This is a genomic window from Streptomyces sp. PT12, from assembly GCF_003311645.1.
In the GTDB taxonomy this organism is placed as follows: domain Bacteria; phylum Actinomycetota; class Actinomycetes; order Streptomycetales; family Streptomycetaceae; genus Streptomyces.
Map to the genome: position 1 here is coordinate 1 of NZ_QEST01000090.1, position 21,205 is coordinate 21,205.

17 protein-coding genes, 1 tRNA gene, 1 other RNA gene and 1 pseudogene are annotated in these 21,205 nt (G+C 69.6%); 12 read left to right on the forward strand and 8 right to left on the reverse strand.

Annotation, left to right across the window (positions count from 1 at the left end; all coding sequences use genetic code 11):
• Positions 1–226 (reverse strand): annotated as a pseudogene (locus DEH69_RS30950) (hypothetical protein); the annotation flags it as partial.
• A 266-nt stretch (positions 227–492) separates the two neighbouring features.
• Here DEH69_RS30950 and DEH69_RS10325 point away from each other — a divergent pair.
• From DEH69_RS10325 to DEH69_RS10335, 3 genes are all read left to right on the forward strand, one after another.
• On the forward strand, positions 493–972 hold the full coding sequence (locus DEH69_RS10325; protein WP_113686668.1) for a helix-turn-helix transcriptional regulator: 480 nt from the start codon (positions 493–495) through the stop codon (positions 970–972).
• Between the two features lie 117 nt (positions 973–1,089).
• Entirely contained in the window at positions 1,090–1,389 is a 300-nt protein-coding gene (locus DEH69_RS10330; RefSeq protein WP_113686643.1) for a helix-turn-helix domain-containing protein, read from the forward strand.
• On the forward strand, positions 1,386–3,152 hold the full coding sequence (locus DEH69_RS10335; protein WP_113686644.1) for a site-specific integrase: 1,767 nt from the start codon (positions 1,386–1,388) through the stop codon (positions 3,150–3,152). Before DEH69_RS10330 ends, DEH69_RS10335 begins: the two co-directional genes overlap by 4 nt.
• A gap of 132 nt (positions 3,153–3,284) precedes the next feature.
• Here DEH69_RS10335 and DEH69_RS10340 read toward each other — a convergent pair whose 3' ends face one another.
• The 4 genes from DEH69_RS10340 to DEH69_RS10355 form a co-directional block, all read right to left on the reverse strand.
• Positions 3,285–6,362 carry a type I restriction endonuclease subunit R gene (locus DEH69_RS10340; RefSeq protein ID WP_113686645.1) on the reverse strand — a complete coding sequence of 1,026 codons (3,078 nt, stop codon included), beginning with the start codon at positions 6,360–6,362 and terminating at the stop codon, positions 3,285–3,287.
• A gap of 3 nt (positions 6,363–6,365) precedes the next feature.
• Positions 6,366–7,532 (reverse strand): restriction endonuclease subunit S, encoded by a 1,167-nt coding sequence (locus tag DEH69_RS10345; RefSeq protein ID WP_113686646.1) that lies wholly within the window; start codon positions 7,530–7,532, stop codon positions 6,366–6,368.
• Entirely contained in the window at positions 7,525–9,099 is a 1,575-nt protein-coding gene (locus DEH69_RS10350; protein ID WP_113686647.1) for a type I restriction-modification system subunit M, read from the reverse strand. The genes DEH69_RS10345 and DEH69_RS10350 overlap by 8 nt, the downstream gene beginning before the upstream one ends.
• 380 nt (positions 9,100–9,479) lie before the next feature.
• Positions 9,480–9,564, reverse strand: a tRNA-Ser gene (locus DEH69_RS10355).
• Between the two features lie 85 nt (positions 9,565–9,649).
• On the opposite strand from DEH69_RS10355, the gene ffs reads away from it, so the two are divergent.
• The 9 genes from ffs (at position 9,650) to DEH69_RS10400 (ending at position 18,765) form a co-directional block, all read left to right on the forward strand.
• Positions 9,650–9,746, forward strand: an RNA gene (gene ffs, locus DEH69_RS10360) — signal recognition particle sRNA small type.
• Positions 9,747–9,775: 29 nt separating this feature from the next.
• A complete protein-coding gene (locus DEH69_RS10365; protein WP_113686669.1) occupies positions 9,776–11,818 on the forward strand; it encodes a DNA polymerase III subunit gamma and tau in 2,043 nt (680 codons plus the stop codon).
• 90 nt (positions 11,819–11,908) lie between these two features.
• Positions 11,909–12,247 carry a YbaB/EbfC family nucleoid-associated protein gene (locus tag DEH69_RS10370; RefSeq protein ID WP_113686648.1) on the forward strand — a complete coding sequence of 113 codons (339 nt, stop codon included), beginning with the start codon at positions 11,909–11,911 and terminating at the stop codon, positions 12,245–12,247.
• On the forward strand, positions 12,247–12,846 hold the full coding sequence (recR, locus tag DEH69_RS10375; RefSeq protein ID WP_113686649.1) for a recombination mediator RecR: 600 nt from the start codon (positions 12,247–12,249) through the stop codon (positions 12,844–12,846). Before DEH69_RS10370 ends, recR begins: the two co-directional genes overlap by 1 nt.
• Before the next feature lie 39 nt (positions 12,847–12,885).
• Positions 12,886–13,575, forward strand: coding sequence for a DUF5063 domain-containing protein (locus DEH69_RS10380; RefSeq protein WP_113686650.1), 690 nt, complete (start codon positions 12,886–12,888; stop codon positions 13,573–13,575).
• A gap of 570 nt (positions 13,576–14,145) precedes the next feature.
• Complete coding sequence (locus tag DEH69_RS10385) at positions 14,146–15,417, forward strand: aspartate kinase (protein ID WP_113686651.1); 1,272 nt, start codon at positions 14,146–14,148, stop codon at positions 15,415–15,417.
• 367 nt (positions 15,418–15,784) lie between these two features.
• Positions 15,785–16,384, forward strand: a complete 600-nt coding sequence (locus DEH69_RS10390) for a SigE family RNA polymerase sigma factor (protein ID WP_113686670.1) — start codon at positions 15,785–15,787, stop codon at positions 16,382–16,384.
• On the forward strand, positions 16,381–17,814 hold the full coding sequence (locus tag DEH69_RS10395) for a DUF4232 domain-containing protein (protein ID WP_113686652.1): 1,434 nt from the start codon (positions 16,381–16,383) through the stop codon (positions 17,812–17,814). The genes DEH69_RS10390 and DEH69_RS10395 overlap by 4 nt, the downstream gene beginning before the upstream one ends.
• 30 nt (positions 17,815–17,844) lie before the next feature.
• Positions 17,845–18,765, forward strand: a complete 921-nt coding sequence (locus DEH69_RS10400; protein WP_181727358.1) for an SURF1 family protein — start codon at positions 17,845–17,847, stop codon at positions 18,763–18,765.
• Here the strand turns inward: DEH69_RS10400 and DEH69_RS10405 are convergent.
• Genes DEH69_RS10405 through DEH69_RS10415 form a run of 3 tightly spaced genes read right to left on the reverse strand, consistent with a single transcriptional unit; the run spans position 18,683 to position 21,184 of the window.
• Positions 18,683–20,539 (reverse strand): prolyl oligopeptidase family serine peptidase, encoded by a 1,857-nt coding sequence (locus DEH69_RS10405; protein WP_258534574.1) that lies wholly within the window; start codon positions 20,537–20,539, stop codon positions 18,683–18,685. The genes DEH69_RS10400 and DEH69_RS10405 overlap by 83 nt on opposite strands.
• On the reverse strand, positions 20,532–21,026 hold the full coding sequence (locus DEH69_RS10410) for a RidA family protein (RefSeq protein ID WP_113686654.1): 495 nt from the start codon (positions 21,024–21,026) through the stop codon (positions 20,532–20,534). The genes DEH69_RS10405 and DEH69_RS10410 overlap by 8 nt, the downstream gene beginning before the upstream one ends.
• Positions 21,023–21,184, reverse strand: coding sequence for a DUF4177 domain-containing protein (locus tag DEH69_RS10415; RefSeq protein ID WP_113686655.1), 162 nt, complete (start codon positions 21,182–21,184; stop codon positions 21,023–21,025). The genes DEH69_RS10410 and DEH69_RS10415 overlap by 4 nt, the downstream gene beginning before the upstream one ends.
• Positions 21,185–21,205 lie beyond the last annotated feature (21 nt).

Below are 21,205 nucleotides of genomic sequence, written 5' to 3' on the forward strand. Positions count from 1 at the left end.
TGCCGCAGCGCTTGGCCGGACCGACCACGGCCAGACGCGGCGCGTGCTGCCACGCGGGCTGCAGGTGCGTGGTGGCCACCCACAAGGTCACCGCCGTGAGGGCTTCCTCGCTCGGCATCACAACGAATCGCCTGATCTGGGCCCGCAGATCGGTCAGCACCTGCGCGCCCTCCGGCAGGGCGCCGGTGGCGGGGAGGGATGGCGTGGGCGAGTGGGGATCGGTCATACTGGTGTCAGCTCCTCTGCTCGCGGGCCCATATGGGACGGCAATCCCGGCCACGCGGGTCGATCGCTAGGGATGGCGGTTGAGAGGTTTGCGCTTGGCCCCCGGTGACAGCCGGGGGCTTTTGTCATGCGCGGCGTTCGCGGCCACACCATGCCACATGATTGCAGATCGCAGGAGGATTCTCCCTGTCGCAGAATGCATGCTACGGTTCAGCCCGCCCGCTGCACCTAGCAGTGGCGCACTACGCACGGAAGGGGCTGGAGGCGGTGGCAGACGAAAACTCCCCTCAGGGGGTGCTGCTCAGCGGCGAGGCGAACGTCGCGGTGCGCATCAAGCTGGAACGCGAAGCCCGCGGCTGGAGCACCAACGCCCTCTCCGACCGCCTGAACGAGGCCGGCTTCGACATGAACCCCTCCGGCGTCTGGCGCATCGAGAACGGCAAACGCCGCATCAACCTCGACGAGGCCATCGGCTTCGCCGAGGTCTTCGGCCTCGACCTGCGCAACCTCGTCGGTCCCCCACAACTCGCCGCCAAAGCCCGCGCCATGGAACTCATCGACGCCGTCGTCGACGCCTTCCGCCAGACCCAACGCGCCAACACCACCTACACCCAGGCACGCGACGCCCTCGACACCTACCTCACCGAACACCCCGACATCCGCACCGAAGCCGACGTCATGGTCTCCAACGCCATCGCCAAGGCAGCTGCCGCACACGACGACGCTCCTTCCGACGACGAGAAGTAGCCTCCCTCCCCCTCCCCGCCTGGGCCCGCAAACCCCCGGGCGCAAACCCCTCATCCCTAGTGATCGACCGGCAGGCCGGTGTTGCCGCACCATGCCAGCAAGAAGGGACCTCACCCCTTGTACGAAAACGATCTCCCGCTTGCCCAGATAGCCCATCTCCTGGACATCCCTGAGGACGCCCTGCGCACCCTCGTGGCCCAGCATCGCGCCGTCGGCGGTGACGCCACGCTCGTTGCTCTGACTGTCGAGGAGGCCGCCCGCCGCCTGGGCATCGGCCGCACCAAGCTGTACGAGTACGTCTCCACCGGAGAGATCGCCTCCGTGAAGATCGGCAGTCTCCGGCGAATCCCAGCGGAGGCGGTGAACGACTTTCTGACCCGCCAGCTCGGCGCGCCGGACTTCGGGACAGCCGCGTGACCGACTCCCGTACCGCCAAGACCCGCCAGCCCAACGGTGCCTCGTCCATCTACCTCGGCAAGGACGGCCGCTGGCACGGTCGCGTCACCGTCGGAGTCAAGGACGACGGCACCCCGGACCGGCGTCACGTCAGCCGCCAGACCCGCCCTGAGGTCACCAAGGTCGTCCGCGAGCTGGAGCGGGAGCGCGACAAAGGCATCGTTCGCAAAGTCGGCCAGTCATGGACCGTGAAGACGTGGCTCACCCACTGGGTCGAGAACATCGCCGCCGCGCACGTCTCGGAGAACACGATCGACGGTTATCGAGTAGCGGTCTACTACCACCTCATCCCCGGCCTCGGAGCCCACCGCCTGGAGCGGCTCGAACCCGAGCACTTGGAGCGCTTCTACAAGAAGATGCAGGACAACGGCAGCGCCGCCGGCACCGCACACCAGGTCCACCGCACGGTTCGTGCCGCCCTCAACGAGGCCGTGCGACGCCAGAACCTCACTGTGAACCCGGCATCCATCGCCAAGGCCCCCACGGTCGAAGACGACGAGGTCGAGCCCTACACGGTCGAGGAGGTCCAGCGCCTCCTCGCCGAAGCGGGCAAGCACCGCAACACCGCCCGCTGGGTCATCGCGCTCGCCCTCGGCCTGCGCCAGGGCGAGGTCCTCGGCATGCAGTGGGACGACGTCGACTTCGAGTTCGGCGTCATCCGCGTACGCCGGGGCCGATTGCGGCCCCGCTACAAGCATGGCTGCGGAGACCGCTGCGGACGCAAGGCTGGCTTCTGCCCCCAGAAGATCAACACCCGGCGCGAGACGAAGAACGCCAAGTCCCGCGCTGGCCAGCGCCCCATCGGCGTCCCCGACGAGCTGCTCCAGCTGCTTCGGCAGCACCGCGAGGAGCAGGCGCGCGAGCGTGCGCGGGCCCGTGACCTGTGGACGGAGAAGGGATACGTGTTCACCTCGCCCACCGGCGAGCCCCTGAACCCGAACACCGACTACCACAAGTGGAAGGAGCTCTTGAAGGCGGCGGGCGTCCGCGACGCCCGTCTCCACGATGCCCGCCACACCGCGGCGACCGTCCTCCTCATCCTCGGCGTCCCCGACACGGTCGTCGACGCCATCATGGGCTGGGAACCCGGCAAATCCGCCCGGATGCGCCGCCGCTACCAACACCTGACCAGCCGCGTCCTCAAGGACACTGCTGCCAAGGTCGGCGGCCTCCTGTGGGGCACGGACCAGACGGCGGAAAGTGCTGCGCCGGAGGTCAACCAAAGCCCGGTTCCTGCTGAGCTGGTCGTCCACGTCGCCCGCCTCGGCGAACGACGGGTTGCCTTCCTCCACCGCGGGCACGCCGACGAGGTCGTCGCACGATGGAGCGAGGACTGGCCCGACCACACCGCCGAGGTCGAGGAATGGGACCGTTGGCGCTGGGAGCACCAGGGCCCCGGCGCCGCGAGCGCCATCCGTGATCGCGTGCCGAATCGGGCCGTGGTCTTCCATGCCCGAGCCCTGTTCCTCCCCGGCGGTGAGCGCGCGGCAACCGGAGTTCCGGAGCAGTGGTCGGCGTCGGCATGGGACTTCGAATCCGATCGCTACACCGACCGCCCCTCGGCCTGGCGCACCAGTCGGCGGCCCGGCACGGGCCAAGAGGTCGAGGCCCGGGTGCGAGGCACGGACAAGGACGCCGTGGATGTGGCCTTCGCCGAGGCTTGTGCACAGGCTGTGGATCGCGCCCGGAACCCGGGAAAGTACGGCGACACCGACGACTGGTAGCGCCCCGGCTTGCCGTACACCAGGACGAACCACACCGGCGCACCGCCCAGGTGACGTCAGGGTGTGCGTCAGGCCCACGCAGCGCAACGAGGCCCGGCGACCGCCACGGGTTGCCGGGCCTCAGTACATACATCAGTCGACGAGATAGTGGGCTTCGATGTAGGCAACGGTGGAGTCATACGGCTCCCCCACCGGCTTCAACATGTACCGGCGGAAGACCGCGGCGGTGGCACGGCGGACGCCGCGGTTGCGGGCTTCGGCGTTGTCCCATGATTGGGCGAGAGTGCGCTTGACCACCTGGTCGATCTCCTCGGCCAGGTTCCGCTCTGTGACGGTGAGGCCGGGCGGTGCGTGGTCGTGGATGATCCGCGACAGGACACCTACATGGTCATCATCCAGCACGACGGCTTCGTCAGGGTGCTTCTCGGCATTCACGACGGCACGGGCGACCCGGAGTGCTTCGGCCAGGAACTCCAGGGCGTCGTGGGCGTTCTGGATGATCCGGTCCCGCAGCTGCCTTATCCGCTCCGCCAGGGCGGTGTACTTTGCGGACCCCGGTTCGACACCCTTGTCGAGGGCAGCCTTGATGTGGTCCAGGATCTCCGCCGCAGACGGCGGCCTCTTGTCCTTGTCATCGTCCTTGCCGGGCTTGGGGCGGACGAGCGCCAGCAGCTCCTTGAGGATGGTGATGCCCTGGGCGTCGAGGACGAGGGGTTCCTCCTGGGAGGCGACCACAGAGAAGGAGTGGACGTGGGCATTGATTATCTCCAGGACCATCGGTCCCAGCTCGCCCAGGCGTTCCTTCCTCTCCTCGTCGGAGGACTTCTTGAACAGGGTCGTGTACGCAGACCCGAAAAGCCCGAAACCCTCCCGGTACTTGGCGATCCGCTTGTCGGCGTTGATGAGCGGGTACAGCCGGGCCAAGAGTCGGTAGTCCTTGGAGAACACCTCGGCGGCGACAGGGTCGGCCTCCAGGAAGGCGTTGATGGCTCGCACGGACTCATATCCGTGGACCGCGAGGTCCAGGCCGTCCACGTCCGTGAAGAGGTCTTCGATGCGGGCGAAGGTGGTGCGGAACTCGGCAACCAGCTCGGTCAGATCGGTGACGAACCCTCCGCCCCTGCCGGCGGCACCCTCCGCGGTGGGGTCGACGACGGCGCGCTGGACTTCCTCAGCCAGGCCGATGTAGTCAACGACTACCCCGGAGGTCTTCACGAACCCGGTCGGGGAAACCCAGGTGCGGTTCGGCCGTGTGATCGTCTGGAACAGGTTGTGGGCCTTCAACGGCTTGTCCAGGTAGAGGACGCCCTCGTTGGGGGCGTCGAACCCCGTCATCAGCTTCGCGGTCACTACCAGGAAGCACAGCGGATCGTCCGGAGTGAGGAAGCGCCGCTTCTGGTCCTCCTCGTCGGTCTCCGAGAGCTGGTACGGCCGCATGGCGGGGTCCTCGTCCTTGGAGTCCTTGACGTGGATGTTGACCTCGGCGGTGATCCGGTCGTGCTTGCCGACCTCGGCGAGCACCTGCGACGCCTCGTAGCCGGTCAGCAGTTCATTGATCTTGTCCGTGTAAGCCACAGCCAGCTCACGGTTGTAGGCGACAACCTGGGCTTTGAGGCCGTTGCGGTAGGCGCCGGCCAGGTAGTGGTCCACGATGTCCTGGCAGACCGTCTGAATGCGTTCGGGGTTGGCGAACACTGAGGTGAGGCGCCCGAACTTGCGGGACAGGGTTTCACGGTCGGGGTCGTCGAGGTCGAAGTCGTCGGCGAACTGGTCGAACTCAGCCTGCAGCGCTTGGTCGTTCATCTCGAAGAGGACCGGGTGCGGGTCCAGCATGACCGGGACGGTCGCCTCGTCCTGCAGAGAGCGGGACACCGAGTATCGGTGCAGCACCCTGTCCGGGTCGGCCTCCTCACCGAAGAGGGCGAAGGTGTCGGTGGCGAGATTCCTGATGGGGGTGCCGGTCATGCCAAAGAACTTCGCGTGCGGCAACGCTGCGCGCATCTGCCCGGCCAAGGAATCGGACTTGGAGGACTGGGTTCGGTGTGCCTCGTCGACCAGCACGATGATGTCGCCCCGGGTCGACAGGTCCTTGCCGGCGTCGGCGAACTTGTGAACCGTCGTGGAGATGACGCCGCGCACGTCGTCGGCCAGAAGGGACCGCAACTCCTTGCTGGTGGCGGGCTGGTGAAAGTAGGCGTCCCCCATCGCGGAGGTGAACACCCCTGAGGTCTGCCGGACGAGATCGATCCGATCCGAGAGCAGGATGATCGTGGGTGACTCGGTACGGGTATCGGCCAGCAGAAGCGAGGCGGCAAACACCATCAGCAGCGTCTTTCCACTGCCTTGGTGGTGCCAGATCAGACCCTTCTTTCCGCCTGCCAGGACTCGCTTGTGGATGAGATGGGCGGCTTCCAGCTGCGGATAGCGAGGCAGGTACTTCTTGTCCGCCCCTCCCCCAGAGGTGCCGAAGAGGGCGAAGTTGACAAGCATGTCCAGGATTGTGGCCGGGTTGAGCAGCAGCTCGACGGAGCGTTGCACGTCGGCCTGCCCGGACAGGTTCTCGTCGTCGGTGGTGGATCGGAACGGCTGCCACTCGTTCATGGGCGCGCCTGCGGCGCCGAACCGCAGCTTCAGCCCGTCGGAGGCGATGGCAAAGACGTTGGGGGTGAAGAACCACGGGTACTCGGTGGCGTACACGTCGTTGATCTCGCGCGCGGCGTCGGCCCACCCGGACTTCGCGGTCGGTGATTTCACCTCGACCACTACCAGTGGCAGGCCGTTGACCCAGTACACGAGGTCGAACCGGCGAGGGGTCTTGCCGGGGACGGTTATGGTCACCTCGTCCGATACGACCAGCGTGTTGGTGGTCGGATGCTCGAAGTCGATGATCTTCAGGGTGTGCCACACGCCGTCGGCGTCCCGGAACTCCTTTTGCCCGCGCAGCAGTTTCAGCACCTGCTCGTTGGCCCGTACCAGCCCGCCGTCGACAGCGTTGACCGTGGTGATGATCTCCTCGACCACCGCGTCCACGTCGAACCCATCGATCACCCCAGGGTTGAGCCGCACGATGGCATCCCGCAGCTGGCCAGCGAGCACCGTCTGTGTCGTCTCGCGCGGCAGCGACCTGCCCGCTGTGAAGCCCCAGCCCATGGGGAGAGACCACTGGATCATCAGGTTCTGGAACTCGCGCTCCCGAACGCCCTTCGCCACGGCTCAGACCTCCAGCTCGGCAGACTCAATCTCGATGGTGCGGTCCAGCAGGCCCGAAAGGAGGGCTGCCCGAGTGGCGCGAAGGCTGGCAGCTTCAGCTGCCAGCGCACGAGATTCAGCTCGGAGCGCGCCTAGTGCAGTCCCGAGGGACCGGTTCTCCGTCCAGCTCCAAGGAACTTTCGTCGAACGAATCAGGCCCATGTTCAACGAAGGTACGGCGCCCGGACGGACCAGCTCCGAGAGCGCGAAGCTCTCCATGACTGCCAACAGATACTCCGAGTTCGTCCCTTCCCCGGGCGTGATGATGAGATGGTTCTCATCCAGCGCTCCTGGGGTATCCACGATCCGCTTCTTTTCGGTGAGAACTGCCGCCCCAACTCTCGGAAATGTAACCGCGCCAGCCTCGGCCACAACCCCGCCGTTCTCAGCTACCTCTGAGAGCGTGAGTCTCGTATCGGCAAGGGTGTAACCGAACGCGTTCCCGGGGCCGGTCATGTCCGAAATCTTGTACCAAGAAACCTCGCCCGTCCGCTTGCCCTGAAACTCTTTCGGAAGTCCCTTTCCCTGCGACACAACTCCCAGGCTTCCAAGGGCTGTCTGCTCGGTATCGGCAGACCTTCCGACCATGCCCGTACGGACTCCAATGATGGCGTCAACCTCGGCTTCGAGCGCTGCGATCTGGTCATCGACCGCCCTGATGATCTTGATGATCCTCTCCTGCACCGGTAGGAGCGGAAGGATGACGGGGATATTCACGAAGTCCCGCACATGAAGACGTCGGCGCTCTGTGGTGCCGACCGCTCGCCCTGCCGCCTCAGACCGGAACGAGGCGGTGTGGAAGATGGCCTCGACGTATTCCGGCAGGACCGCCTTGGGATCGACCGTGAAAACTGGGAAGTCGTTGGTGACAAAGCAGCCGTCAGCGTCGTCCCTGACTACCCCGAAAGAAGCCTTGGTTGCCCACATCCGGTTGTACACGATGTCGTCACGCTTGATCTGGTAGAGCGTCTTGCCCTTGATCTTCTGGGCAGGGACCGTCTCGCGGTCGTACACTCCTCCGGCATACCAGCGCACCCCGGCGTATCGAGCCTCGGTCAGGTCCTCGACCCTGACCGCTCGGGAAACCTGGCTCATCACCGCCCCAAGCGTGGTTTGCTGCCAGTCACTCATCGAAGCCCTCGATTCCAGCAGCGGCGAGGACGGCGAGCATGTGCTGCTCGGTCTTCTGACGTTCAGCACGGGCGATGTTGTAGGCGTCGATGAGGGTACCGAGGTCTTCCTTTTCGGCGGCGGCTTGCTTGATGTACCGACCGATGTTGAGGTCGTACCCGTTTGCCACGATCTCCGTGGTGGGGACGAGCCGTGTTGGGAGGCCGCCCGCTCCATCCGGGTCCACTGGGGTGCCGCCGGCATCGAACTTTGCATGGTAGGCAGTCACGGTGTCAGCGATGTCCGCCTTGGTCAGGACATTTCGGTTCTTGGCCTTGGCGAACCGGGTGGAAGCATCAATGAACAGCACCCCGCTTTGCCGCTCCGGGGTCTTGGTACCGCGGGCACAGAACACGAGGATGCATGTCGGGATCGTCGTGCTGTAAAAGAGGTTCGCGGGCAGCCCGATCACGGCTTCCAGGAGGTTATCGTTCACGACGCGCTGGCGGATGGCTGCCTCCTGGCCACCTCGGAAGAGGACGCCGTGAGGCAGGACGACGCCGGCGCGGCCCTTCTTCGGGTCCATGCTGGCGATCATGTGCTGCACGAATGCCCAGTCCGCCGACGATTGTGGGGCTACCCCTCCGATGGCGCGCGGGTCGTTGGTCCAGGGTTTCCACTTCAGGCTGTAGGGCGGATTGGCGACGATCACGTCGAATTGCATGACGGACCCGTCCGGCTTCTTGAAGCGCGGGTCCCTCAGGGTGTCGCCGACCTTGACCTTGAACTCGGTCAGGTTGTGCATGAAGAGGTTCATGCGGGCGACACCTGCGGTGTCCGCCACCGCCTCCTGCCCGTTCAGGCTGAGCGTGTACCCGCGCCCGCCCCGGGTTTTCAGGAAGTTCGCAGCGGCAATGAGCATGCCGCCTGACCCGCAGGTTGGGTCGTACACCGACTCGTGGTTCTTGGGGGCCAGCAGTTCGATGATCAGCTCGACGACCTCGCGCGGGGTGAAGAACTGGCCAGCGCGGGTGCCGGACCCGTCGGAGAACCGCTTCAGCAGGTACTCGTACGCTCCACCGAGCACGTCGTGGGACATGTTGCCCTCGTGCATCTTTGGGGTGCGGTTCATCGCCCGCATGACCGACGCCAGCACCTCCCCCGGCAGCACCGCTTCGGACGTCCAGGTCATAGACCCGAACAGACGGGAGAACTTGTCGGGGTTGGCGGTCTCGATGGCCTGGAGAGAACTGCGAACCCGCTGGCCGAGGCCGTGCTGGGCGATGGTGGCGAGGATGGACGACCAAGAGGCGCGACGTTGCCGGACGGTGCCAGGGGAGATGAACGGGATCTCGAACGACTGATGGTCGCGGTACTCGATCTCGCGGGCTTCCTCGGCGGAGAGTCCGTCCAGGCCCTCGTACTGGGCCAGGAACTCCTGATGGTTGTGCTCCCAGGTGTCCGACAGGTACTTCCAGAACATCAGAGGGAACATGACCGAGGAGTACTGCGCTTCGGGCATCGCTACGCGCAGCTCGTCGGCGGCGTCCCACAAGCGGTTCTCGATCTCCTGCTGGGTCACTGCCATCAGTCGAGGGTGTCCTTGCTCGTGTCCGGGCGGCGGTCTAATGGCCGCGGAGGCTGTGCTGGGCATCCTATTTTGATCCTCTGACAGCGCGATGTAGCCGTTCTCCTCTGCTGGCCGGTTCGGAGAGTCGACCTGCGCTGGTGCGACCACGCACGTTGCTGCGGAGCCTCATGCTGCTCGCCCAGGAGGATCTTGGTTTCGATGCTGCCGACGATCACGAGCCGGTGCCTTGATCGTTGGCAGAGAGCAGGCGGAGCCTGTCCGTGGAGGTCCGTCGCTGTCCGCCCCGCGCAACTGAGACCAAAACTGAGACCACGCAACGACGTGGGCCCCGACCGCCGGAGCGGTCGGGGCCCACGGTCAGCCCGGTGAGAGCTGGGCGGAGGATACGAGATTCGAACTCGTGAGGGTGTGAACCCAACACGCTTTCCAAGCGTGCGCCCTAGGCCTCTAGGCGAATCCTCCGCCGGACACGATACAAGAGATCGCCGAGTGGTCGCGAACCACTTGGGCGGGGGCGGGTGGGGGGTGGGGATCCGGTAGGGTTGGCGTCAGCCCCTCACGCGACGCTATCTCGCTGAACTCCCCCAGGGCCGGAAGGCAGCAAGGGTAGGTGAGCTCTGGTGGGTGCGTGAGGGGCCCTCGTCTGTCAGTGGCGGCCGATATCGTCGGTGGTGTGTCCTCCCTCGCGCTGTACCGCCGCTACCGACCCGAGACCTTCGCCGAGGTCATCGGGCAGGAGCATGTCACCGACCCGTTGCAGCAGGCCCTGCGGAACAACCGGGTCAATCACGCCTATCTCTTCAGCGGGCCGCGAGGCTGTGGCAAGACGACCAGCGCGCGCATCCTGGCCCGCTGCCTCAACTGCGAGAAGGGCCCCACCCCCGCACCCTGTGGCGAGTGCCGGTCCTGTGTCGATCTCGCGCGCAACGGCCCTGGTTCGATCGATGTGATCGAGATCGACGCCGCCTCGCACGGTGGCGTGGACGACGCCAGGGAGCTGCGGGAGAAGGCGTTCTTCGGCCCCGCCGCGAGCCGGTACAAGATCTACATCATCGACGAGGCGCACATGGTCACCCCGGCGGGGTTCAACGCCCTGCTGAAGGTGGTCGAGGAGCCGCCCGAGCACCTCAAGTTCATCTTCGCGACGACCGAGCCCGAGAAGGTCATCGGCACCATCAGGTCGCGCACGCACCACTATCCGTTCCGGCTGGTCCCGCCCGGCACGCTGCGGGACTACCTCGGGGAGGTCTGCGAGCGCGAGGCGATCCCCGTGGACGGCGCCGTGCTGCCCCTTGTGGTGCGGGCGGGTGCGGGCTCGGTGCGGGACTCGATGTCCGTCATGGACCAACTGCTCGCGGGCGCGGGCGCGGACGGCGTCACCTACGAGATGGCGACGGCCCTCCTCGGGTACACCGACGGGGCGTTGCTCGACTCGGTGGTCGACGCCTTCGCCGCGGGGGACGGCGCCGCGGCCTTCGGCGTGGTGGACCGGGTGATCGAGGGCGGTCACGATCCGCGGCGGTTCGTCACGGACCTGCTGGAGCGGCTGCGGGACCTGCTCATCCTCGCCGCGGTGCCGGACGCCGCGGACAAGGGGCTCATCGACGTGCCCGCGGACGTGCTGGAGCGGATGCGGGCGCAGGCGGGGGCGATGGGGCCAGCGGAGCTGAGCAGGGCGGCCGATCTTGTCAACGCCGGGTTGACCGAGATGCGGGGGGCCACCTCCCCGCGGCTCCAGCTGGAGCTGATCTGCGCCCGGGTGCTGCTGCCCGCGGCCTACGGGGACGAGGCGGCGCTCCTCAGCCGCCTCGACCGGCTGGAGCGGGGCATCGGCGCAGGGCCGGTGGGCGGCGGCGCCGGACCGGTCGCGAACGTGCCCGCCGCGCCGCCACCCCCGCCCGCGCCCGTTGCCGCGCCGCCACCCCCGCCCGCGGCCCAAGCGCCACCCCCACAAGCCCCCGCGCAGCCCCCGCCGACCCCGCCGCCCGCCGCGCCGCCGCCACAGGCCGCCGCGCCGCCCCCCGCCGCCCGCCAGCCCGGCGCGTGGCCCACGGGTGCGCGCCCCGCGGCGCCCGCGCGCGCCGAGACCGCGCCCGCCCCCGCGGCGACGAGCGGCCCCGACTCCTCCGTCGTGCGGCACGCCTGGCCCCAGGTGCTCGACACGGTCAAGGGCAAGCGCCGGTTCACCTGGATCCTGCTCAGCCAGAACGCCCAGGTCATCGACGCCGACGGCGGGGTGCTCCGGCTCGGCTTCACCACCCCCGGTGCCAGGGACAGCTTCACGAACGGCGGCAGCGAGGACGTCCTCCGCACGGCGCTGGCCGAGACCGTCGGCGGTCAGTGGCGGGTCGAGGCCATCGTGGACCCCGGAGGGGGCGCGGCCCAGGCCGCGGCCGCCTCGCCCTCGCGTATGGCGCCCACGCCCGCCCTCGCACGCCTGGCCCCCGCCCCGGCGCCGCCCTCCGCGCAGCAAGCCCAGCGAACGCAGCAAACGCCTCAGGCACCCCAGGCGCCACCGCCACAGGCCCCGGGGGCGTCCGAGCCCGCCGCCCCGCCCGCACCGGCCCCCGCGGCACCCGCCCCGCAGCCCGTCGCGGTCGAGGACGACATGCCAGAGGAGGACGACCCGGACCTCGACGACACGGCGCTCAGCGGCCATGAGCTGATCGTTCGAGAGCTGGGGGCGACCGTTATCGAGGAGTTTCACCACGAGTGAGCCCCATGGGTGAGACCGCGGCGCCCCGAGCCCGTAGGCTCAAGAGGGCAGGCGCAGAGGAAACGACGTCGACGAGCCAGGAGTGAGGCCGTGTTCCCCGGTGGTGGGGTCGATATGCAGCAGCTGTTGCAGCAGGCCCAGAAGATGCAGCAAGACCTTGCCGCGGCACAGCAGGAGCTGGCCGAGACGCCCGTCGAGGGCTCCGCGGGCGGCGGGCTGGTCAAGGCGACGGTCACGGGCTCGGGCGAGTTGACCGGTCTGGTGATCGATCCGCGCGCGGTGGACCCCGAGGACACCGAGACCCTGGCGGACCTCGTGGTCGCGGCCGTTCGAGACGCGAACAACTCCGCTCAGGAGCTGGCCAAGACCAAGCTCGGCCCCCTCGCCCAGGGGCTCGGCGGAGGTGGCATTCCCGGGCTGCCGTTCTGATGTACGAAGGCGTGGTCCAGGACCTCATCGACGAGCTGGGCCGACTGCCCGGCGTGGGCCCCAAGAGCGCCCAGCGGATAGCGTTCCACATCCTCCAGGCCGAGCCCGCCGATGTCAGGCGCCTGGCGCACGCGCTGACCGAGGTCAAGGAGAAGGTCAGATTCTGCGCGGAGTGCGGCAATGTCGCACAGGAGGAGCGGTGCCGCGTCTGCCTCGACCCGCGCCGCGACCAGGCGGTCATCTGCGTGGTCGAGGAGCCCAAGGACGTCGTCGCCATCGAACGCACGCGCGAGTTCAGGGGGCGGTACCACGTGCTGGGCGGGGCGATCAGCCCGATCGACGGCGTGGGCCCAGGTGACCTGCGGATCAGGGAGCTGCTCGCCCGGCTCGCCGATGGCTCGGTCACGGAGCTGATCCTGGCCACCGACCCGAATCTGGAGGGCGAGGCGACCGCCACCTACCTCGCGCGGATGGTCGGCTCCCTGGGCCTTCGGGTCACTCGGCTAGCCAGCGGGCTGCCGGTCGGGGGAGACTTGGAGTATGCCGACGAGGTCACCTTGGGGCGTGCGTTCGAGGGTAGGCGCCTGCTTGATGTGTAATGCAGACGCAGACATAGGGACCGTTGGGGAGGCGATCACATGATCTCCGAGACGCCGATGCCGAAGTCGCCGCCGAGGAACGGTGCGGCGGGGGGAGGCCCTGACAGTTTCGCCGTGCAGATCGCCGACCAGGTGGAGAGCTTCATCGTCGCGGTCTCGGAGGTCGCCAAGGGCGACGACCCGGACGCCGCGGTGCCCCACCTGCTGCTCCAGGTCTCCCAAGTGCTGTTCGCGGGCGGCAGGTTGGGGGCGCACGAGGACATCGTTCCCGAGGAGCGCTACGAGCCCGACACCGGTCCCGAGCCCGACATGGACGAGCTGCGCGAGCGCCTGGCCTCGCTCCTCGCGCCCGTCGACGTCTACTCCGAGGTCTTCGACCCCTATGTGCCGCGCAGCACGCCGGTCGCCGCCCGGATCTCCGACGACCTGGCCGACACCATCTCCGACCTGCGGCACGGCATGGCGCACTACACCGAGGGCCGGGTCAGCGAGGCCCTGTGGTGGTGGCAGTTCTCCTACCTGTCGAACTGGGGCCCCACCGCGAGCGCCGCCCTGCGCGCCCTCCAGTCCCTGGTCGCCCACGTCCGCCTCGACACTCCGCTGGCCGAGCTCGACGGTCTCGACACGGACAGCGACGCCGAGGACGGCGACCTGGAGCGGCAGGCGGGCCGCGTGATGGAGGCGGAGATCGCCGCCCCGCTCGGCCTGGGCCGCTCGGCGGGAGCCTGACCCCGCGCCGCGCCTCACGCCGGGCCAGCGCCCGGCCCACCAGGTCGTCGGCCAGCCGGTCCATGCCGCCGTCCGCGCTCGTCCGCGCGACGTGGCCCGCGGTGCGGACCTGGCCCATCAACGCGGCGGCCTTGACGTTGTGCCCCCGCACGTCCCCGCTGGCCGCCGCGGCGGCCAGCCTGGCCCGACGCGCGCAGGTCAGCACCGCGAGCCGCAGGATGCGGCGGTCGAGGGCGAGGAGGTAGATCGCCCCGCCGTGGGTCCCGGTCTCCCGCACCGCCCGCAGGAGCGGCGGGTCGAGCAGATCGGGGCCGGATGGAGGCATATCACCCATGTCTGCGCGTTGCGTCCGGTTGATGCCGCCAGCACACCGGCGTTCGCCCTGCCACGCGGTCGGCCGAGGCGGGTCTGTGACATCTCTTACGTTTGTGGCATTGTCCGGTGTGCGGGTGACGTGTCCGGGGCAGGGGTGGTCGCTGGGCGGGCGAGCGGAGCGGCCCGCTCGGTAGACTTCATCCGGCTGTGGCCGATTTTCGGCCATGGGAGCAAGAGAACGAGGAGCGAGCACACGTGGGCCTTGTCGTGCAGAAGTACGGCGGCTCCTCCGTAGCCGATGCCGAGGGCATCAAGCGCGTCGCCAGGCGAGTCATCGAGGCCAAGAAGGACGGCCACCAGGTGGTCGTCGTGGTCTCCGCGATGGGCGACACGACGGACGAGCTGATCGATCTCGCGGGCCAGGTGTCCCCCGTCGCGACGGGGCGCGAGCTGGACATGCTGCTGACCGCGGGCGAGCGCATCTCGATGGCGCTGCTGGCGATGGCGATCACCTCACTCGGGCACGAAGCGCAGTCCTTCACCGGCAGCCAGGCCGGTGTCATCACCGACTCCGTCCACAACAGGGCCCGCATCATCGACGTCACCCCTGGCCGCATCCAAAGCTCCGTCGACGCCGGGAACATCGCGATCGTCGCGGGCTTCCAGGGCGTCTCCCAGACCGGCAAGAACATCACGACGCTCGGCCGAGGCGGCTCGGACACCACGGCGGTCGCGCTGGCCGCCGCGCTCAACGCCGAGGTGTGCGAGATCTACACGGACGTCGACGGCGTGTTCAGCGCCGACCCCAGGGTCGTGCGCAAGGCGCGCAAGATCGACTGGATCTCGTTCGAAGACATGCTGGAGCTGGCCAGTTCCGGCTCGAAAGTGCTGCTGCACCGCTGTGTGGAGTACGCGCGGCGTTACAACATTCCGATTCATGTGCGGTCCTCGTTCTCGGGGCTCAAGGGCACATGGGTCAGCAATCAGCCGCCAGGAGGTCAGCCGATGGAGCAGGCAATCATCTCGGGGGTCGCGCACGACACCTCCGAGGCGAAGATCACGGTCGTCGCGGTGCCCGACAAGCCGGGCGAGGCGGCGAAGATCTTCCGCGCGATCGCCGACGCCGAGATCAATATGGACATGGTCGTGCAGAACTTCTCGGCGGCCTCGACCGGTCTCACCGACATCTCGTTCACGCTCCCGAAGGACGAGGGGCAGAAAGCGATCGACGCGCTTGAGAAGCGGCGGGAGTTGATCGGTTTCGAAGCGCTTCGCTATGACGACCGGATCGCGAAGATCTCCCTCGTCGGCGCGGGCATGAAGACCAACCCCGGCGTCACCGCGACGTTCTGCGAGGCGCTGTCGAACGCGGGCGTCAACATCGAGCTGATCTCCACCTCCGAGATCCGCATCTCCGTGGTGACCCGCGAGGAGGACGTCAACGAGGCGGTGCGCGCCGTGCACACGGCGTTCGGCCTGGACAGCGACAGCGACGAGGCCGTTGTCTACGGTGGAACGGGCCGCTGACGGCCGGTAGTTGATTGGAAAGCGCCGCAAGGTGGCCGGCAACGGTCAGATGTGAAGCTCTCGTGACCAAGTCGTAGGCCCGGATGGCTTGCTCCCGGACGAGGGGCCGGGGGACCATTTCAAGTCCCCGCACCGCTTTGCCAGCCAACCGCGGTGCGGGGTGTGTCTTTGGTGCGCCGGAACGGGCGGAACGGCCAGGGGCGCGGACCGAGCGGGACCTTCACGGCGGGCGGTGGGTTATGAGACCGGACACCTCTGATACCGACAGCTCGCCCACGCCGTACAACCTTCGCGGGGGAGAGCGTGTCCAACTGGCGTGGCAGAGGTTGCAGAGGTCTTCGGCTTTCCCGCAGCACACCCGCGACGCCTGGCCGGGAGCGCGCCCGTGACCGCTCCTCTGCCGGCCTCCCGGCCGACCCGTATCCCCGCCCAGGGCGAGGACGCGGCGGACGACGCGATGAGTGAGGTCGCGGCCGGGACCACGATCGACTTCCTCACCGAGACCTACCGCGCCCACTACCGTTCGCTGCTCGGCCTGGCCGCCCTGCTCCTGGACGACACCGCGTCCTGCGAGGATGTGGTGCAGGAGGCGTTCATCCGTGTCCACTCCGCGCGCAACCGTGTGCGCGACCAGGAGAAGACCCTCGCCTATCTGCGTCAGACGGTGGTCAACCTCAGCCGTTCCACCCTGCGCCGCCGCATCCTCGGCCTCAAGCTGCTCTCCAAGCCGCTGCCCGACATGGCGAGCGCGGAAGAGGGCGCGTACGAGCAGCTGGAGCGCGCCGACCTGATCAAGGCGATGCGCGGGCTCCAGCGCCGCCAGCGCGAGGTGCTGGTGCTGCGGTACTTCGTCGACATGACCGAGGCCGAGGTCGCCAAGACCCTGGGGATCTCGGCGGGTTCCGTCAAGGCGTACGGTTCGCGCGGCATCGCGGCGCTGCGCGTGGCGATGGAGGCGGCCCGATGAGCGGAGGCGACGACCGGGAGGAGCTCCGGCGTCGGCGGGAGGGGCGTGGCCGCGGCGATGAGCCGCGCGAGACCTCGCGGCCGCCTGGCGGCGCGCGTGAGCCGGGCACGTCGGGCGCGCCGGGCACGTCGGGCGCCCCTGGCCCGTTTGACGATGAGGAGGAGCTGCGCCGCCTGCTGCGCGCGGCCGTGGAGGACATCGAGCCGCCCCCCGACGCGCTCGACCAGCTGCACGAGGCCATCCCCGCGCGCCAGCGGCGCAGGCGCCATCTGCTGCTCGGCACCGCGGCGTCCGTGGCGCTGCTCGGCATCGGCGCGCCGCTGGTGATGTCGGCGGCGGCCAACGTCGGCCGCGGCGGCGGCGGTTCGCTCGAGGCCGGGGCCGAGCACTCGGTGGACGGCGGCGAGCGCGGCCTGGGCGACGGCGGCTCCCTCGGCCTCAACCCCTCCGACGGCGGCCGCCCGACGGGCGAAGGCCCCGGATTTTTTCCCGAGGGCGGCTCCACCCAGGGAACGCCGCCTTCGGGCGCGTTCGACGGGCACTTCCAGGCCCCGTCGCCCGACTCCGACGAGACCATGGGCGTCTCGTCGCCGACGTGCCGCCGCGACCAGCTCGGCGAGATCACCACGGCCCTCGAGCCACCGGACGCCCAAGGCCGAATCTATGGCCTGATCCGGCTGGCCAACGTGTCGGACGCCCCCTGTCTCGTCACCGGGAACGGCGAGCTCGCCGCGCTGCCGTTCGGCGCCGACGGCACGGCGGACATCCAGATCGTCGACCGCACGGAGGGCGACCGCGCGACCGGCCTGCCCACCCCCGACGAGACCTATGACGAGCTGGTGCTGCCCGCGGGCGAGGCGTACGAGGTGCGGTTCGCCTGGGTACCGACCGGCTCGGCCGGGGGCAGCTGCTCGGTCGACGGGCCGGGCGAGACCGAGGCGCCCACCGACCCGCCGCCCAGCGAGTCGGCCGCCCCGCTGTCCTCGCGGTCGGCCTCGAACGCCCCGTCGTCGGCCCCGTCCGACGGCGGCGGCGCGGGGGGCGTCGGCGAGGGCGACCCGTCGAGCAGCCCGGGCGGCAGCGGAGAGCAGTCGCCCGGCACCACCGCGGGCACCAGCCCCCCCGACGCGAGCGGCCCGGACGACGAGCCCAGCCCGAGCGACCCCAGCGGCGGGAGCGGCGGCACCGGTGGCGACAACGGGAACGGCAGCGGCGGCGGCACCGGCAGCGGCGGCGGCACCGGTGGCAGCAACGGGAACGGGAACGACGGAGGCGACGGGAACGGCGGAGGCGACGGTGAGGAGGACGACGGCGTCGTCCTGCGGTACACCCCCGCGGCGGGCGAGCCCGCCGCGGCCCAGATCCGGCTCACCGGCGACTGCTCCGGCACCGTCTACCGCACGGGCGTTCTGGAAGCCCCGACGCTCTGACGGCCCCGCGCGGGACGTACCGTGGGGGGCGTGTACCGGTTCCTGCTGACCCCCCGCTGGTGGGCGATCAACGTCTTCGTGGTGCTGTCGATCCCCGTGTGCGTCATCGCGGGGACCTGGCAGCTCGGCCGCTTCGAGGACCAGGTGGACTCGCACCGTGAGCAGCGGGAGCTGGCCGAGGACACCGGTGAGGCGCGGCCGTTCGACGAGCTGATGCCGCTGACGACGGAGACCGTGGGGCGGCAGGCCGAGATCACCGGGACGTTCGACGCCGAGCACCAGCTCCTCGTCCCCGAGCGGACGCTCGACGGCGACCGCGGCTTCTATGTGCTGACCCCGCTGCGCCCGGCCGACGGGGGCCCCGCGGTGCCCGTGGTCCGCGGCTGGCTACCCGGCGCCGCCGACGCGTCCGCGGTGCCCGCGCCGCCCGAGGGCGAGGCGACGGCCAGCGGCGCGTTGCAGGCCCCCGAGTCGCCGAGCGAGATCACCGCGCCGACCACCGCGCTGCCCGAGGGCCAGCTCGGCGTGATCTCGGCCGCCTCGCTCATCAACGTCCTGCCCTACCCGGTCGCCGACGTCTGGATCACCGTGCGGGACACCGAGGCGCCGTTGACGCCCGTGCCCGCCGAGGCCCCCACCGGCACGGGCCTCGACATGGACGCCTTCCAGAACCTCGGCTACACCGCCGAGTGGTTCGTCTTCGCGGCGTTCGCGGTCTTCATGTGGTACCGCCTGTTCAGGAGGGAGGTCGAGACCCAGCGCGACGCGGAGCTCGGCCTCCACCCTGACGAACGCCCCGGCGCACACCCCGACGAACGCCCCGGCGCACGCGGCGCGCCCGCCGCCCCCGGGACGACGCCCAGCGGCCTCAGCGGGCCACCGGCTCAGGCGTCGGCGCCGGACCGGGAAGGTGCTCCCGCGCGAACCGGATCTCCTGCGCCACCTGCTTGATCCGCTCCTCGACCACGAGCGAGCCGTGCCCGGCCTCGTACCGGTACACCTCGTGTGCCACGCCGCGCTCGGCCAGCCTCGACACATAGTTCTCGATCTGGCGGATCGGGCACCTCGGGTCGTTCAGCCCGGCCGAGATGTACACCGGGGCGCGCACCCGGTCGACATAGGTGATCGGCGACGACGCCTCGAACCGCTCGGGCACCTCGTCCGGCGAGCCGCCGAGCAGCGTGCGGTCGAGCGCCTTGAGCGCCTCCATCTCGTCCTCGTACGCCGCCACATAGTCCGCGACGGGCACCGCGGCGACCCCGACCGCCCAGGCGTCGGGCTGCGTCCCGATCCCGAGCAGCGTCAGATAGCCGCCCCACGAGCCACCGGTCAGCACCAGGCGCTCGGGATCGGCGAGACCGGAGGCGACGGCCCACGCGCGCACCGCCGCGATGTCCTCGAGCTCGATCAGCCCGACCCGGTGCTTGAGCGCGTCCGTCCAGGCGCGGCCATACCCGGTGGAGCCCCGGTAGTTGACCCGGACGACGGCGAAGCCGTGGTCGAGCCACGCCGCGGGCCCGGCCGTGAACGCGTCGCTGTCGTGCGCCGTCGGCCCGCCGTGGATGTCGAACACCGTGGGGAAGGGCCCCTCGCCGACCTCGGGCCGCTGCACCAGCGCGTGCACCCGGCCGCCGGGCCCGTCGACCCACACATCCGTGACGGGCAGCGAACGCGGCGCCCGGGGCCCCGGGGGATCGAGCACCGTGCCGCCCGCGGTCGAGACCACCCGCGGCGGCTCGGCGGCCGACGACCACAGGTACTCGACCGTGCCTTCGGGGCGCCCCGTGGCCCCCGAGATCGTGCCTGGCGGCGTCTCGACCAGGCTCAGCTCCCCGGCCGCCAGGTCGTAGCGCCACAGCTCGTCGCGCGCGTGGTGGCTGTGCTCGAGCAACAGGCCCGAGGCGTCGGGCAGCCAGCTCGCGTGGATGTCGCCCGGCAACTCGGTGGGCAGCTCGGTCTGCTCACCGGTCAGCGGATCCCAGATCATCGGCTCCCAATGGCCGCGCCGCTGATGGCCGATCAGCAGCCGTGCGTCCCCGCCGACCGGCGCGAACCCCAGCACCGAAAGGCCCAGCTCCTCGGTGCCACCGCGCGTGTCGTCGAGCTCGGCGACCGCCGTGCCGTCGAGGCGCGTCACCCGCACCGCCGAGTGCATCGCGTCGCCGTGCTCCGTGTGCTCGATCGCCAACAGCGAGCCGTCGTGCGACAGATCGCCCACCCCGGCCGACTGCCGGTGGCGGTAGATCTCGACCGGCTCGGCCCCCGGACGCGCCACATGGAGCGTCGTGCCGTCCTCCTCGGTCATCCGCCCGACGACCGCCGTGCCGTCCCTGCCGAGCGCGAGACCCGCGGGGAACGAGGGCGCGAGCCCCGGCACCGCCGTCTCGTCCTCGCCCCCGGCGAACGGCTGCCGCATCCACACGCCGAACTCGTCCCCGTCGTGGTCCGCGAACCACCACAGCCACGCCCCGTCGGGCGAGAGCGTGCCGTCCACCGTGCCGTTCGGCCGGTCGGTGGCCTGCCGCTGCCGCCCTGTGGTCCGGTCCCACGCGTACAGCTCGAACGTGCCGGTGGCGTTGGAGACGAACAGCGAGCGCTCGGGGGCGTCCCGCGCCCAGCCGGGCAGCGAGACCCGCGGCGCCCTGAAGCGCCGCTCCCAGTCGGGCATGGCGACCCCGGCCTCGCCCGACCTCTCGGCCGCACGCTCCGGCGGCGGCTCAGCCATCGGACAGCTCCACCTGCATCTCGACCTCGACTGGCGCGTCGAGCGGCAGCACGGCGACGCCCACCGCGCTGCGCGCGTGCCGCCCTCGCTCGCCGAAGACATGGCCCAGCAGCTCACTCGCGCCGTTGATCACCTGGGGCTGGCCGGTGAAGGAGGGCGCGGACGCCACAAAGCCCACGACCTTCACCACGCGGGCCACCCGATCGAGGCTGCCCGCAACGGACTTGACGGCGGCCAGGGCGTTCAGCGCGCAGATCCGCGCCAGCTCCTTCGCCTCCTCGGGGCTGACCTCGGCCCCCACCTTCCCCGCCCCCCGCAGCTCGCCGCCGACCAGCGGCACCTGCCCCGAGGTGTACACATAGGGCCCGGTCACCACCGCGGGCACATAGGCAGCCACCGGCGGCGCCACATCGGGCAGCGCGAGCCCAAGCTCGGCCAGCCGCGCCTCGACGGACCCCTGGCCGCCCCCTTCGCCCCCGCCACTCATGACTGCTGCTTCTCACGCTTGAAGTACGCCACCAGCTGCTCGGGATTCGGACCGGGGATGACCTGGACCAACTCCCAGCCGTCATCGCCCCAGTTGTCCAGAATCTGCTTGGTGGCGTGCACCAGCAGCGGCACGGTCACGTATTCCCACTTCTTCATGGCCTTCACTCTAGTCCCGGC

Excerpts from the sequence above, each read along its gene's own strand:
- DEH69_RS10345 (WP_113686646.1), bottom strand. The coding sequence starts at position 7,532 with ATGAGTGACTGGCAGCAAACCACGCTTGGGGCGGTGATGAGCCAGGTT.
- DEH69_RS10350 (WP_113686647.1), bottom strand. The coding sequence starts at position 9,099 with ATGGCAGTGACCCAGCAGGAGATCGAGAACCGCTTGTGGGACGCCGCC.
- recR (WP_113686649.1), top strand. The coding sequence starts at position 12,247 with ATGTACGAAGGCGTGGTCCAGGACCTCATCGACGAGCTGGGCCGACTG.
- DEH69_RS10380 (WP_113686650.1), top strand. The coding sequence starts at position 12,886 with ATGATCTCCGAGACGCCGATGCCGAAGTCGCCGCCGAGGAACGGTGCG.
- DEH69_RS10395 (WP_113686652.1), top strand. The coding sequence starts at position 16,381 with ATGAGCGGAGGCGACGACCGGGAGGAGCTCCGGCGTCGGCGGGAGGGG.
- DEH69_RS10405 (WP_258534574.1), bottom strand. The coding sequence starts at position 20,539 with ATGGCTGAGCCGCCGCCGGAGCGTGCGGCCGAGAGGTCGGGCGAGGCC.
- DEH69_RS10410 (WP_113686654.1), bottom strand. The coding sequence starts at position 21,026 with ATGAGTGGCGGGGGCGAAGGGGGCGGCCAGGGGTCCGTCGAGGCGCGG.
- DEH69_RS10415 (WP_113686655.1), bottom strand. The coding sequence starts at position 21,184 with ATGAAGAAGTGGGAATACGTGACCGTGCCGCTGCTGGTGCACGCCACC.